Annotated in this window: 17 protein-coding genes; 1 reads left to right on the forward strand and 16 read right to left on the reverse strand. The window is 34.7% G+C overall.

Going from position 1 to position 12,853, the window contains the following annotated elements; translation table 11 throughout:
* Positions 1-5: 5 nt before the first annotated feature.
* The 16 genes from rplP to rpsL all read right to left on the reverse strand — a co-directional run bounded on the left by rplP (position 6) and on the right by rpsL (position 10,941).
* The gene (gene rplP / locus GJU43_RS05900) at positions 6-431 is read right to left on the reverse strand and encodes a 50S ribosomal protein L16 (protein WP_007803637.1); all 426 of its coding nucleotides are present in this window, start codon (positions 429-431) and stop codon (positions 6-8) included.
* A 19-nt stretch (positions 432-450) separates the two neighbouring features.
* Complete coding sequence (rpsC, locus tag GJU43_RS05905) at positions 451-1,212, reverse strand: 30S ribosomal protein S3 (protein ID WP_007803635.1); 762 nt, start codon at positions 1,210-1,212, stop codon at positions 451-453.
* A gap of 5 nt (positions 1,213-1,217) precedes the next feature.
* On the reverse strand, positions 1,218-1,631 hold the full coding sequence (gene rplV, locus GJU43_RS05910; RefSeq protein ID WP_007803631.1) for a 50S ribosomal protein L22: 414 nt from the start codon (positions 1,629-1,631) through the stop codon (positions 1,218-1,220).
* A gap of 6 nt (positions 1,632-1,637) precedes the next feature.
* On the reverse strand, positions 1,638-1,916 hold the full coding sequence (gene rpsS, locus GJU43_RS05915) for a 30S ribosomal protein S19 (protein ID WP_012022488.1): 279 nt from the start codon (positions 1,914-1,916) through the stop codon (positions 1,638-1,640).
* 6 nt (positions 1,917-1,922) lie between these two features.
* Positions 1,923-2,747 carry a 50S ribosomal protein L2 gene (rplB, locus tag GJU43_RS05920; protein WP_059114053.1) on the reverse strand — a complete coding sequence of 275 codons (825 nt, stop codon included), beginning with the start codon at positions 2,745-2,747 and terminating at the stop codon, positions 1,923-1,925.
* 9 nt (positions 2,748-2,756) lie between these two features.
* Positions 2,757-3,047, reverse strand: a complete 291-nt coding sequence (gene rplW, locus GJU43_RS05925) for a 50S ribosomal protein L23 (RefSeq protein WP_017495018.1) — start codon at positions 3,045-3,047, stop codon at positions 2,757-2,759.
* Between the two features lie 7 nt (positions 3,048-3,054).
* Positions 3,055-3,684 carry a 50S ribosomal protein L4 gene (gene rplD, locus GJU43_RS05930; protein ID WP_154339874.1) on the reverse strand — a complete coding sequence of 210 codons (630 nt, stop codon included), beginning with the start codon at positions 3,682-3,684 and terminating at the stop codon, positions 3,055-3,057.
* Complete coding sequence (gene rplC, locus GJU43_RS05935) at positions 3,684-4,301, reverse strand: 50S ribosomal protein L3 (RefSeq protein ID WP_007803612.1); 618 nt, start codon at positions 4,299-4,301, stop codon at positions 3,684-3,686. Before rplC ends, rplD begins: the two co-directional genes overlap by 1 nt.
* A 465-nt stretch (positions 4,302-4,766) precedes the next feature.
* Entirely contained in the window at positions 4,767-5,216 is a 450-nt protein-coding gene (locus tag GJU43_RS05940) for a hypothetical protein (RefSeq protein WP_154339875.1), read from the reverse strand.
* A 45-nt stretch (positions 5,217-5,261) separates the two neighbouring features.
* Positions 5,262-5,687: a hypothetical protein gene (locus tag GJU43_RS05945; protein WP_154339876.1), complete on the reverse strand. Its 426-nt coding sequence runs from the start codon at positions 5,685-5,687 to the stop codon at positions 5,262-5,264.
* The gene (locus GJU43_RS05950) at positions 5,677-6,540 is read right to left on the reverse strand and encodes a lipoprotein (protein WP_154339877.1); all 864 of its coding nucleotides are present in this window, start codon (positions 6,538-6,540) and stop codon (positions 5,677-5,679) included. The genes GJU43_RS05945 and GJU43_RS05950 overlap by 11 nt, the downstream gene beginning before the upstream one ends.
* Before the next feature lie 246 nt (positions 6,541-6,786).
* Positions 6,787-7,203, reverse strand: a complete 417-nt coding sequence (locus tag GJU43_RS05955; protein WP_154339878.1) for a helix-turn-helix domain-containing protein — start codon at positions 7,201-7,203, stop codon at positions 6,787-6,789.
* Positions 7,204-7,478: 275 nt separating this feature from the next.
* Positions 7,479-7,784: a 30S ribosomal protein S10 gene (gene rpsJ, locus GJU43_RS05960; RefSeq protein WP_007803605.1), complete on the reverse strand. Its 306-nt coding sequence runs from the start codon at positions 7,782-7,784 to the stop codon at positions 7,479-7,481.
* A gap of 11 nt (positions 7,785-7,795) precedes the next feature.
* Complete coding sequence (gene fusA / locus GJU43_RS05965) at positions 7,796-9,952, reverse strand: elongation factor G (RefSeq protein WP_154339879.1); 2,157 nt, start codon at positions 9,950-9,952, stop codon at positions 7,796-7,798.
* A gap of 10 nt (positions 9,953-9,962) precedes the next feature.
* The gene (rpsG, locus tag GJU43_RS05970; RefSeq protein WP_007803600.1) at positions 9,963-10,439 is read right to left on the reverse strand and encodes a 30S ribosomal protein S7; all 477 of its coding nucleotides are present in this window, start codon (positions 10,437-10,439) and stop codon (positions 9,963-9,965) included.
* A 118-nt stretch (positions 10,440-10,557) separates the two neighbouring features.
* A complete protein-coding gene (rpsL, locus tag GJU43_RS05975) occupies positions 10,558-10,941 on the reverse strand; it encodes a 30S ribosomal protein S12 (RefSeq protein ID WP_007136570.1) in 384 nt (127 codons plus the stop codon).
* Between the two features lie 203 nt (positions 10,942-11,144).
* On the opposite strand from rpsL, the gene GJU43_RS05980 reads away from it, so the two are divergent.
* Complete coding sequence (locus tag GJU43_RS05980) at positions 11,145-12,824, forward strand: hypothetical protein (RefSeq protein WP_229655007.1); 1,680 nt, start codon at positions 11,145-11,147, stop codon at positions 12,822-12,824.
* Positions 12,825-12,853: the final 29 nt, after the last annotated feature.

Consider the following 12,853-nt stretch of genomic DNA (forward strand, 5'->3'; position numbering starts at 1 on the left):
ATTAATTATGCTTCGAAATCTCTAGCAACGACGAACTTAGTTTTTACTGGAAGCTTTTGAGCTGCAAGACGTAAAGCCTCTTTTGCAACTGATAAAGGAACTCCCCCAACTTCAAACATAATTCTTCCGGGTTTAACAACGGCAGCCCAATATTCAACGGCACCTTTACCTTTACCCATACGTACCTCAAGAGGCTTCTTAGTAATTGGTTTGTCTGGAAATATTTTGATCCATAATTGTCCTTCTCTCTTCATGAAACGAGTTGCAGCAATACGCGCAGCTTCGATTTGACGAGACGTTAAGAACATTCCATCTTCATGTACAGATTTAATACCAAACATTCCATTAGAAAGTTCATGCCCTCTTTGAGAGTTACCTTTCATTTTACCTTTCTGTACCTTACGGTATTTTGTTCTTTTAGGCTGTAACATTTTTCTTTAGTTTAAAAATTTACTTTCTTTTACGAGCGTCTGGTTTTCCACCTTTATTAAAGGGTTTTCTGTCTCCTCTCGGAGAATCGCCACCTTTACCACCACCAGTTCCGGATTGTTTTTTATCCATTCCTGCAAGTGGGGAAAGATCTCTCTTTCCATAAACTTCACCTTTCATGATCCATACTTTGATACCCATTCTACCGTAAGTAGTGTGAGCTTCAGCCAAAGCATAATCAATATCAGCTCTGAAAGTTGATAGAGGAATTCTACCTTCTTTGAAACCTTCTGAACGCGCCATCTCTGCACCATTCAAACGACCAGAAATCAAAACTTTGATACCTTCAGCGTTCATACGCATAGAAGCAGCAATAGCCATTTTGATTGCACGTCTGTAAGAAATACGGCTTTCGATTTGACGAGCGATGCTTGTCGCCACAAGATAAGCATCTAACTCAGGTCTTTTGATTTCAAAGATGTTGATTTGAACCTCTTTGTCAGTAACTTTCTTAAGTTCCTCTTTCAACTTGTCTACCTCTTGTCCGCCTTTTCCGATAATGATACCAGGTCTTGCAGTAGTGATAGTAACGGTTACAAGTTTCAAAGTTCTCTCGATGATTACTTTAGATACACTAGCTTTTGATAAACGAGCGTGGATATACTTTCTGATTTTGTGATCTTCGGCAAGTTTATCACCGTAATCATTTCCACCATACCAGTTTGAGTCCCACCCTCTGATGATACCAAGTCTATTTCCAATTGGATTTGTCTTTTGTCCCATGCTGCTTAAGAATTGCTTTGTGTGTTATTGATAGCTCCAAGCACGATTGTTACGTGGTTAGAACGTTTTCTTATTCTGTGTGCACGACCTTGTGGAGCTGGACGAAGTCTTTTCAACATCATTCCACCATCTACTCTGATCTCTTTAACAAATAATCCAGCTTCTTCTAAATTACCTTCACTATTTTTTTGCTCCCAGTTGTTGATTGCAGATAATAATAGTTTCTCTAATTTTCTTGAAGCCTCTTTAGAACTGAATCTTAAGATGTTAAGTGCTCTCTCTACCTTCTGACCTCTTACCAAGTCCGCTACTAAGCGCATTTTTCTAGGTGAAGTAGGGCAGTTATTCAATTTTGCGAAAGCAATAGACTTATTAGCCTCTTTTCTCGCATCTGCTGTTTCTCTTTTACGAACTCCCATTGCTTCTTATTTTTTACCTTTATTTTTTGCTCCAGCATGACCTCTAAAAGATCTAGTTGGTGAAAACTCTCCTAATTTGTGACCTACCATGTTTTCTGTTACGTAAACTGGTACAAATTGACGACCGTTATGAACTGCGATAGTCTGTCCAACGAAATCCGGAGTAATCATAGAAGCTCTAGACCAAGTCTTTACTACACTATTTTTACCACTTTCTACGTTTTCCTGAACTTTCTTGTCTAACTTATAATGAACGAAAGGTCCTTTTTTTAATGAACGTGCCATATCTTATTATTTCTTTCTACGTTCTACGATATACTTGTTACTCGGGTTTTTCTTAGAACGAGTTCTATAACCTTTTGCTGGTATTCCATTTCTTGAACGTGGATGTCCACCAGAAGAACGTCCTTCTCCACCACCCATTGGGTGATCAACAGGGTTCATTGCAACAGGTCTTGTTCTAGGTCTTCTTCCTAACCATCTTGTTCTACCAGCTTTTCCTGATACAACTAATTGGTGGTCTGAATTAGAAACAGCTCCAATTGTAGCCGAACAAGTTAACAAGATCAATCTTGTTTCACCAGATGGCATTTTAATTGTAGCATATTTTCCGTCTCTTGCCATTAACTGAGCAAATGTACCAGCTGAACGAGCAATTACCGCTCCCTGACCTGGACGCAACTCAATACAAGAGATTACAGTTCCTAAAGGAATTCTGCTTAAAGGTAATGTATTACCAATTTCAGGTTGAGATTCAGGACCAGAAACTAATTTCTGACCAACTTTCAATCCGTTTTGTGCAATTACATAAGTTTTCTCACCATCAGCATAAGCTAATAAAGCGATAAATGCAGTACGATTTGGATCGTATTCGATTGATTTCACTGTAGCCGGAATTCCTTCTTTTGTACGTTTGAAATCAATAATACGATATCTCTGCTTGTGACCACCACCCGTATAACGCATGGTCATCTTTCCTTGACTATTTCTACCTCCAGAGTTTTTTATCGGCGCTATCAAAGAGCGTTCCGGCTTATCAGTTGTAATGGCGTCATAACCATTCACAACTCTAAATCGCTGACCTGGGGTAATAGGTTTTAATTTTCTTACTGACATTTTTCTATCTTAGATATTGTTGTAAAAATCAATTGTTTCTCCTTCTTGTACTTGAACAATCGCTTTCTTAATTGCATTTGTCTTTCCACTGATCAAACCACTTTTAGTGTATTTTGTAGTTCTGTCCGGCCTTACGTTCATCGTGTTAACTGAAACGATAGTTACTCCATAAGCAGCTTCAACAGCTTTCTTAATCTGAACTTTGTTTGCTTTTTTGTCAACAACGAATCCGAAGCGGTTTAAAACTTCACTTTCTTTGGTTACTTTTTCTGTTACTATAGGTCTAATTATGATACTCATATTCCTATTATTTGCTTAAATTTTCTTCGATTAACTCCAAAGAACCTTCTAAAAGCACTAAATTATTAGTGTTTAAAATAGCGTAAGTGCTTAATTCTGAGCTAGTTACGACATTAGAAGCCTTTAAATTGCGTGACGACAAATATACATTTTTATTTGACTCTCCCAACACAAATAGAGATTTTTTATTTTCTAACCCTAAAGCTTTCAAAACGTTAATGAAATTTTTAGTGTTTGGAGTTTCAAATTTAAAGTCCTCAAGAACGATAATATTTGACTCTTTTGCTTTGATTGAGAACGCTGATTTTCTTGCCAATCTTTTCAAGCTTTTATTCAATTTGAATGAATAACTTCTTGGTCTTGGTCCGAAAACTGTTCCACCACCTTTAAACAATGGATTTTTGATACTTCCCGCACGAGCTGTACCTGTTCCTTTTTGTTTTTTAATCTTACGTGTACTTCCTGTCACTTCAGCTCTTTCTTTAGCTTTGTGAGTTCCTTGTCTTTGATTAGCAAGATATTGCTTTACATCAAGGTATACAGCGTGATTGTTTGGTTCAATTGCGAATACTGAATCAGAAAGTTGAACTTTTCTTCCAGTATCTTTTCCGTTGAAATCTAATACTTTTACTTCCATTACTTCTGAATGATTACATAAGAGTTTTTATGTCCAGGAACACATCCTTTAATAACAAGCAGGTTCTTTTCAGCCACTACTTTTAAAACTCTAAGGTTTTGAACTTTTACATTGTCTCCTCCCATTCTTCCAGCCATACGCATTCCTTTGAATACTCTGGATGGATAAGAAGAAGCTCCCACAGAACCTGGCGCTCTTAAACGGTTGTGTTGACCGTGAGTTGCTTGTCCAACACCACCAAATCCGTGACGTTTAACAACCCCTTGAAAACCTTTACCTTTAGATACACCTTGTACATCTACAAATTCTCCTTCAGCAAAAATAGAAACATCAATAAGATCTCCTAATTTTTGTTCAGTTGCAAAATCTTGAAATTCAACGACTTTTTTCTTAGCAACAGTTCCAGCTTTTTTAAAGTGACCTAAAGCCGCTTTAGTGGAATGTTTCTCGTTTTTGTCATCGAAACCAAGTTGCAACGCTTCGTACCCGTCAACACCTTTGGTTCTGACTTGGGTAACAACACACGGCCCAGCCTCGATTACTGTACAAGGAATGTTTTTCCCGTTTTCGTCGAAAATACTAGTCATGCCGATTTTTTTACCAATTAACCCAGACATAAATATTAATTATTAATTACTAAAATTCCCTTCAATTTGAAAATAACAGAAATTTCCAAACAGGGAGTGCAAAAGTAGACATTAAAATTGAATATACCAAACGGTTACAAAAATTAAATCGCTCATTATCAAAATCCAAGCAACGAACCTTCTGCCTGGAAAATTTTCTTAATTAAAAAATACCTCAGAATGATTTTAACTCTTAAAAACATTTTTCTTAACATTAACCTAATATTAGCTTCAAGAAACTCTGTCAACAGTCTAAATAAAAGACATTCAGCAAAAAAGCAAATAGCAAAAAATAAAAACAACAACGAAGCAAAAAACAAAAAAACAAGAAACTACCACAAAAAAAGCGAAACATTTCTGCCTCACTTTTTTATTTAAAATAAAAACAAAATAAACTTTATTTTCTTATCATAATTTCAAAAATCAATATCAATAAAAAATTAATTCCACTCCACACTATTCGAGCCGATATTTCATCAGTACTTTTTTTACATATCGCTTTTCTTTGAATCTTACCAGATCATCATCCGCAATACTTTCGAAACGAACTTTATTAAAAAGACTAGGAGCTTTATACAAAAAATAATTATCGCCATCTTTCAAAGCAAAACGGAAAGCTTTTTTCTTCAAGACAAAAAACAACAATATATCCGAGGGTACTTTAACCACAATCGAATCATTCGAACATTCAAATAACACTCCATTATCAAACCCAGGTTTTAACTCAACCCCGTTAATTTGCAATGAATTCATGCCCATTGCCCATTTATCACCGTTCAAGACAATAACTTTTCTAATCTTCCCGGTCGCTTGAGCATTTACAACTAACGATATTATCATAAAGAAAAACAGAAATCCTTTAGTCCTAAATAAAAAACCAAATCTTACCAAAACCCAACTTTTCATCTACAAGATTATTTTGCATTCACTTTAAACACTAAAACCTAAATTTTATTCCAATCCGAATTCTTTCATTTTCTTTTTAATAGATTTCCTTTTTTTTAACCGAATCAAATCTTCTTCTCTAATTTCGACTACAACAGGATGAGCAGGGTAACCAACATTTTTAATCTTAAAATAATTACTCCCTGTCCCAAGACCGTATTTAAATCTTCTAACTCTTTTCTTAAAAAACAGATTCATATAAGTCAACTCAAACTCAACAGAATCCAAAACACTCTCTCTTACAATAAAGCTCTTAAATTCTTCAGACTCTAATGCAACTCCGCTTATCTTCATTTGTGAAATTCCACTGTTAACAATAAAACTACTTAACAATACAACATTCTTTTCCTTTTTCACCTGTCCGTTAACAACTAGCAAAAAGAAAAAAGAAAAAACAAAACCTAGCTTAACTTTTAAGGAACTAATTTTCATAACTTGGAGAAAATGCCGTTAAGTAATTCTTAGAATAACAATCATTAAAAGATGTATTACAATAACCTGTCCCACAAATTTTGATACAATTATTATTACTGGCAGACAAAACCCCCGAAACAAACCCAGCACACCCACCCACAATTAAAGCAATATTAGTAGGTGCTTTAATAACAGTTATAACAGCCGTAACAGCTACGGTTACAACAACCGAAACCACAATGTTTACTATTTTCTTAAAAGAAATTTTCCACTTTCCTGTTTGAGTTGCCGAAACTAACTTTTCAGCATAATTCACGATACTCTCCAAAGTAGAATATTGCAAATCAACATAAACATACAATTGCTCTTTTTGAGCAGTACTTAATCGCTCATCAGCAAAAACCTCATTTCTTACTTTCAACAAACCTTCTTTTACATTCCCTACAATAACATCATCATCAACCACCTTTTCACTAATTGAATCTTCCAACGGATACAAAGTCGTAATTTTTGAGATAAACTCTTTCTGAACATCCGTTAACCCAGCTTCCAGCAATTCCTTATCCAAATCAACCGCTTGATACCCCTCCTGCCCTTTTGCAGTGACAGTGTTTGCAGTCGCAGCTTTTGCATTCTCCAAAGCCTTTTTTAATCCCTTAGAACCGTCATGATCCAAATAATCCCCTAGCTGATCTTCGAGCCCTACTGCACTACTCACCTCAAGATTATCAATTGCGGCAGCAATTGATTTAAACTCTTTCACATTAGGAGTATTTACAACTGTCCCTGCGGTAACCTCTACATCATTCTTTTCTTCTGAACAACCTGCCAGCAAAAAAGCCAAACTTAAAAATAAAAACATTTTCTTCATCTTACACAATTCTTACAATTAATAAATAATTAACAAGTGTAAACTTAAATAATGTTATTCTGAAATACAAATAAAATTACAGCTTATTTATTACGCGACGTATTTTCGTATACAGAACGACTAAACCCATCTTAATCAATCTCCAAAAAAAGCGAATCATTCCCTACCCTATAATAACCTATAAAAAAAAGACCGCTTCGTTACCCGAAGCGGTCTTTTTAAAAGTTACTTATTTTATTTAAAAGACTATTTCTCTTTTAATAATTTTTCTAAATATTCATTTTTATCTTTTTCAGCCTGAACTAATCGTTCATATAATTTTTTATTTTCCTCATAAACTTCAACTAATTTATCAAGAGGATGAAATGTACAATGATTCGTTCCAAAATTAAACGCACCGCTATTAGTTGTATCATTAAATGTGTTGAAATAATTAAACACCCCTTCTTCCGAGAAATTTTTAATAGCTTCTACAGTTACGCCCAAAGCCTTTGCTACTTCAACTAATTTTTCTTCATCAATAGTCTCGCTGTTTTCCATAATAGAAACAGCCTGCTGATTGGTTCCCAGGGCCTGCGCTAAGGCTTCTTGCTTCATGTCTTTTAGCTCACGAATACGACTGATTTTACGCCCTATGTGATTTGGTTTTGTTGCTGTACTCATAATTCAAAGATAATAATTAAGTTCAATAATACGTATTAGGTAAAAAACTATTTGGTGCAATATGACACGAGAGATCGCCCGTACTTTTTTTACACCAGACAAATATACTATTTTTCCTATAACACATTGATTGAAAATTAAACCAGAAAAACAACACCCGCAAAAACTAAAACCAAAATCTTTTACCTATATACTCCAGATTAAAACACTCGATTTATCACATAAAAAAAAGCGAGACATTGCTGTCTCGCTTTCCTATATAAAATATAATGTAATTATACTTTGATCTCTACTTCAACTCCACTTGGCAATTCAAGTTTCATTAATGCATCGATAGTTTTAGATGAAGATGAATAAATATCAATCAATCTCTTGTATGACATTACTTCAAATTGCTCTCTCGCTTTTTTGTTAACGTGCGGAGAACGTAACACAGTGAAAAGTTTTTTGTGAGTTGGTAACGGAATTGGACCTGTTACAACTGCTCCAGTAGTTTTTACTGTTTTTACGATCTTTTCAGCAGACTTGTCCACCAACATGTGATCGTAAGATTTTAGTTTTATTCTGATTTTTTGACTCATTTTCTTAAGAATTAAGCGTTACCTTTTGCTTTTTTAATTACAGCTTCTGAAATATTAGAAGGTGTTTCTGCATAGTGAGAAAACTCCATTGTTGAAGTAGCTCTACCAGAAGACAATGTTCTTAATGTTGTTACATATCCAAACATTTCTGATAAAGGCACATCAGCTTTAATAGTTTTAGCACCGTTTCTGTCACCCATGTCATTTACCTGACCTCTACGACGGTTGATATCACCTACGATATCTCCCATGTTTTCTTCAGGAGTAATAACTTCCATTTTCATGATTGGCTCCAAAATAATCGCACCAGCAGCTTTAGCTACTTCTCTATAACCCATTCTTGCAGCTAATTCGAAAGAAAGAGCATCAGAATCGACAGGGTGGAAAGATCCGTCCGTCAAAGTTACTTTTAAACTATCCACCTGATAACCTGCCAATGGACCGGTTTTCATAGCTTCACGGAAACCTTTTTCTACAGAAGGGATATATTCTTTAGGAACGTTACCACCTTTTACTGCATTGATAAACTGTAATCCAACAGGAACTTTACCATCAACTTCGTCAGCTGGCTCAAGTGTAAATACGATATCACCGAATTTACCACGACCTCCTGATTGTTTCTTGTACGTCTCTCTGTGTGTTGCAGTTCTTGTAAACGCTTCTTTATATTCAACTTGAGGCTCACCTTGGTTTACTTCAACTTTAAATTCACGTTTCATACGATCTACAAGGATATCTAAGTGAAGCTCACCCATACCTGAAATAATAGTTTGCCCTGAAGCCTCATCTGTTCTAACAGTAAATGTTGGATCCTCTTCAGCTAATTTAGCCAAAGCCATACCCATTTTATCAACGTCAGCTTTAGTTTTAGGCTCAATTGCAATACCAATTACCGGTGCAGGGAATTTCATAGACTCAAGAATGATTGGGTGTTTTTCATCACACAATGTATCTCCAGTTTTGATATCTTTAAATCCAACAGCAGCTCCAATATCTCCAGCCTCGATATAATCGATTGGATTTTGTTTGTTAGCGTGCATTTGGTAGATACGAGAAATTCTTTCTTTATTTCCTGAACGAGTGTTCAAAACATAAGAACCAGCATCTAAACGACCAGAGTAAGCACGGAAGAAAGCTAGACGACCTACGAATGGGTCAGTAGCAATTTTAAATGCCAAAGCAGCGAACGGCTCTTTTACATCTGGCTTACGCAAGATTTTAGTTTGATCTTCTTCTAACAATTCAGCATCATCAGGGTGAATTCCTTCGATACCTTCCTTGTCCATTGGAGAAGGCAAATATTTACAAACTGCATCTAACATGAACTGAACTCCTTTGTTTTTGAAAGAAGAACCAGCGATCATCGGGATGATAGCCATATCCATAGTTGCAGCTCTTAGAGCATTGTTAATTTCTTCTTCTGTGATAGAATCTGGATTTTCCATATACTTATCAAGCAAGTTCTCATCGTAATCAGCAACTGCTTCAATAAGGATATCTCTATATTCCTTAACTTCAGCAACCATATCAGCAGGAATTTCAACGATATCAAAAGTTGCCCCTTGAGTTGCATCGTGCCAAATGATAGCCTGGTTTTTTACTAAATCTACAACACCTTTGAAATCATTTTCTTCACCAATTGGCAAAGTGATTGCAACAGCATTTGATTTTAACATATCACGAACTTGTTGACAAACTGCCAAAAAGTTAGATCCCTGACGGTCCATTTTGTTTACGAATCCCATACGTGGAACTCTGTACTGATCAGCAAGTCTCCAGTTAGTTTCTGATTGAGGCTCAACACCATCAACAGCACTAAACAAGAAAACCAATCCATCAAGTACACGTAAAGAACGGTTTACCTCTACAGTAAAGTCAACGTGTCCGGGAGTATCAATAATATTAAAGTGGTATGGCAATGATTCCGGCAAAAGTTTACCTTGTTCCGTTGGAAAATTCCACTCACAAGTTGTTGCAGCCGAAGTAATTGTAATACCTCTTTCTTGCTCTTGAGCCATCCAGTCCATTGTTGCAGCACCATCGTGTACTTCACCAATTTTGTGTGACTTTCCAGTATAAAAAAGGATACGCTCAGTTGTTGTTGTTTTACCAGCATCAATGTGAGCAGCAATTCCGATATTTCTTGTATATTTTAAATCTCTAGCCATTTCTTACGAATTAAAATCTAAAGTGAGAGAAAGCTTTGTTAGCTTCTGCCATCTTGTGAGTATCCATTCTTTTCTTAACCGCAGCACCTTCTTCTTTAGCAGCAGCTAAACATTCTGACGCTAAACGTTGTGCCATAGATTTTTCATTTCTTCTTCTTGAATAAAGTATTAACCACTTCATTGCCATAGAAATTTTTCTGTCTGGTCTAATTTGCATTGGAATTTGAAATGTAGCTCCACCTACTCTACGACTACGTACTTCTACGTGAGGCATAACGTTTGTTAAAGCATCTTTCCAAATTTCTAATGAAGATTTTTCTGAATCCTGCTTTTTCGACTCAATGATGTCAATTGCATCATAAAATACTTTGAAAGCTGTAGATTTCTTACCATCCCACATTAAGTTGTTCACAAAACGTGTTACCAATTGATCGTTAAATCTTGGATCTGGTAAAAGTGGTCTTTTCTTTGCCGCTCTTTTTCTCATGTCTTTTTTTTAATAAAAAGTTATAGGTCATCCGTTAAATGTTATGTTGTTACAGACTTCTACCAAAGTTTCAATCCCTAACCCTTAACTCCTAACCTCCAACTCTTAACGTTTTAAATTACTTTTTTGCTTCTTTTGGGCGTTTAGCACCGTACTTAGATCTTCTTTGCGTTCTTCCTGCAACTCCTGACGTGTCAAGCGCTCCACGAACGATATGATATCTAACACCTGGTAAATCTTTTACCCTTCCACCTCGCACTAATACTATCGAGTGCTCTTGTAGATTGTGTCCTTCTCCAGGGATGTAAGCATTCACTTCATTACCATTTGTCAAACGTACACGCGCAACTTTACGCATTGCAGAGTTTGGTTTTTTTGGTGTAGTAGTGTAAACACGCGTACAAACCCCTCTTCTTTGAGGACAAGAATCTAAAGCAACCGATTTACTCTTCTTAGTGATCTGAGTTCTTCCTGTTCTTACTAATTGTTGAATTGTTGGCATAATTAATACTAAAAATTTATTATGTATATTAAATTCCCGCTTTTTACGGGGTTGCAAATGTATAAAATATTTTTCACTATACAAACGTTAAATCATTAATTTTCAATAACATTATTTATCCTTATGATTTTAGAAACAAACAATAGATATTTGCAATACATTTAATAAACTACACTTAACACTTGAAACAACTTTTTAAAATATTGATTTTCATTACCAGTTTGAGCTGTCATGCTCAACATTTTTATTTAGAAATTAAAGGAAGTAATCCAAACGAAAACAAAATCATAGATTCCACAAATTACACTACAAAGCACAACAACATAAAATCACTGCTCGAGGAAACAGAAAAAACATCAAAAATCCTCTTAAAAAAAGGATATCTCGACCATAAAATAACAGAAACCAGCAAACTAAATGACTCTACCTACTTATATATCATTACTCTTAAAAATAAAACTAAAAATATTCATATATATATAGGTAGAAATAATTCCTTTTTCAGTTCCTCTGAAATACAAAATGACACAGTAATTATTCCTTATGAAGAGACCGAAGAATATTTAAACCAAAAAATAATCGATGCAGAAAAACGGGGTTTTGCACTGAGCAAAATAAAACTCGAAAACATCCAAAGAAAGAATTCTACAATTTATGCTGACTTAAATTTTAAATCCGAAAAAAAACGCACTGTAAATTCAATTATTCTAAATTACACGAATAACAGCGGTAAGGATTTTTTCCCAAAGGGACATCTCAAACAGCTTAATAAAAAATACATTAACAAAACATTCAATCAGGAAATAACAAAACAACTCTACGATGACATAAATAGCTATGAATTTATATCGCAGACAAAATACCCTGAAATTTTATTCACTACTGATTCTACAAAAATCTATACTTACATTGAAAAAAGAAGAGCCAATAATTTTGATGGCTACATAGGTTTTTCAAATGACGAAAATAAAAAAGTAAACCTGAACGGATATCTTGACATTACTTTGCAAAATATTCTTCATTCCGGAGAAAAATTCTCTCTGTATTGGAAAAGTGACGGAAATCAACAAAAAACATTCGACACCAAGTTAGAAATTCCGTACATTTTTCAAACACCTCTTGGTATAAAAGCCCAGTTAAACATATTTAAACAAGACAGTACTTTTCAAAATACCAAAACTGCCATTGATCTGGGTTATTATCTTAACTATAATTCAAAAATATACCTGGGTTATCAATCTACAGAATCAAGTGATATTCAGAACACAAACAATCTTTCGATTAGTGATTTTAAAAACTCTTATATCACTTCAACTTTAGAATATAAAAAATCGGATAACACTAATAATCTCTTCCCCAAAAAAGCATTTGCAAATTTTATAACAGGATACGGAAAAAGAGACACCAATAACAATCCTGAAACTGCAGAATCAAGCAAACAATTTTACACCAGCTTAAACATTTCTTATAATTTTGAATTAAACGAAAAGAACTTTATTAACATAAATTCTCAAAATTTTTATTTAAAAAGTAAAAATTACATTTCCAACGAATTGCAGCGTTTTGGCGGGATAAATTCAATTAGAGGGTTTTTAGAAAATAGTTTGCAGTCAAATTTCAATTCCTTAATTCTTACAGAATACCGTTATGTTGTCTCCAAAAATTTATTCATACACTCGGTTACAGATTACGGCTTATATCAAGACCTGACAAGTACTTTGAATAAAAATAAAATTAAAAAATTAATAGGAATCGGGGCCGGTACCGCGATACAGACCAAAAACGGTTTATTAAAAATTATCCTCACAAATGGGGGAGAAAACATTAAAGACCTCGAATTATATAACACTATCATAAACATATGTTATAATGTTAAATTTTGAGGTTTATCAAAAAAAGATTTTTATTTATT

It is taken from the genome of Flavobacterium sp. LC2016-23 (assembly GCF_009674775.1).
In the GTDB taxonomy this organism is placed as follows: domain Bacteria; phylum Bacteroidota; class Bacteroidia; order Flavobacteriales; family Flavobacteriaceae; genus Flavobacterium.

Bases quoted from the DNA above. Each gene is read 5' to 3' on its own strand.
- rplD (WP_154339874.1), bottom strand. From the start codon at position 3,684: ATGGAAGTAAAAGTATTAGATTTCAACGGAAAAGATACTGGAAGAAAA.
- rpsJ (WP_007803605.1), bottom strand. From the start codon at position 7,784: ATGAGTCAAAAAATCAGAATAAAACTAAAATCTTACGATCACATGTTG.
- fusA (WP_154339879.1), bottom strand. From the start codon at position 9,952: ATGGCTAGAGATTTAAAATATACAAGAAATATCGGAATTGCTGCTCAC.
- GJU43_RS05955 (WP_154339878.1), bottom strand. From the start codon at position 7,203: ATGAGTACAGCAACAAAACCAAATCACATAGGGCGTAAAATCAGTCGT.
- rplV (WP_007803631.1), bottom strand. From the start codon at position 1,631: ATGGGAGTTCGTAAAAGAGAAACAGCAGATGCGAGAAAAGAGGCTAAT.
- rplW (WP_017495018.1), bottom strand. From the start codon at position 3,047: ATGAGTATCATAATTAGACCTATAGTAACAGAAAAAGTAACCAAAGAA.
- rpsL (WP_007136570.1), bottom strand. From the start codon at position 10,941: ATGCCAACAATTCAACAATTAGTAAGAACAGGAAGAACTCAGATCACT.
- GJU43_RS05940 (WP_154339875.1), bottom strand. From the start codon at position 5,216: ATGAAAAGTTGGGTTTTGGTAAGATTTGGTTTTTTATTTAGGACTAAA.
- GJU43_RS05945 (WP_154339876.1), bottom strand. From the start codon at position 5,687: ATGAAAATTAGTTCCTTAAAAGTTAAGCTAGGTTTTGTTTTTTCTTTT.
- rplP (WP_007803637.1), bottom strand. From the start codon at position 431: ATGTTACAGCCTAAAAGAACAAAATACCGTAAGGTACAGAAAGGTAAA.
- rpsG (WP_007803600.1), bottom strand. From the start codon at position 10,439: ATGAGAAAAAGAGCGGCAAAGAAAAGACCACTTTTACCAGATCCAAGA.
- rpsS (WP_012022488.1), bottom strand. From the start codon at position 1,916: ATGGCACGTTCATTAAAAAAAGGACCTTTCGTTCATTATAAGTTAGAC.
- rplB (WP_059114053.1), bottom strand. From the start codon at position 2,747: ATGTCAGTAAGAAAATTAAAACCTATTACCCCAGGTCAGCGATTTAGA.
- rpsC (WP_007803635.1), bottom strand. From the start codon at position 1,212: ATGGGACAAAAGACAAATCCAATTGGAAATAGACTTGGTATCATCAGA.
- rplC (WP_007803612.1), bottom strand. From the start codon at position 4,301: ATGTCTGGGTTAATTGGTAAAAAAATCGGCATGACTAGTATTTTCGAC.
- GJU43_RS05950 (WP_154339877.1), bottom strand. From the start codon at position 6,540: ATGAAGAAAATGTTTTTATTTTTAAGTTTGGCTTTTTTGCTGGCAGGT.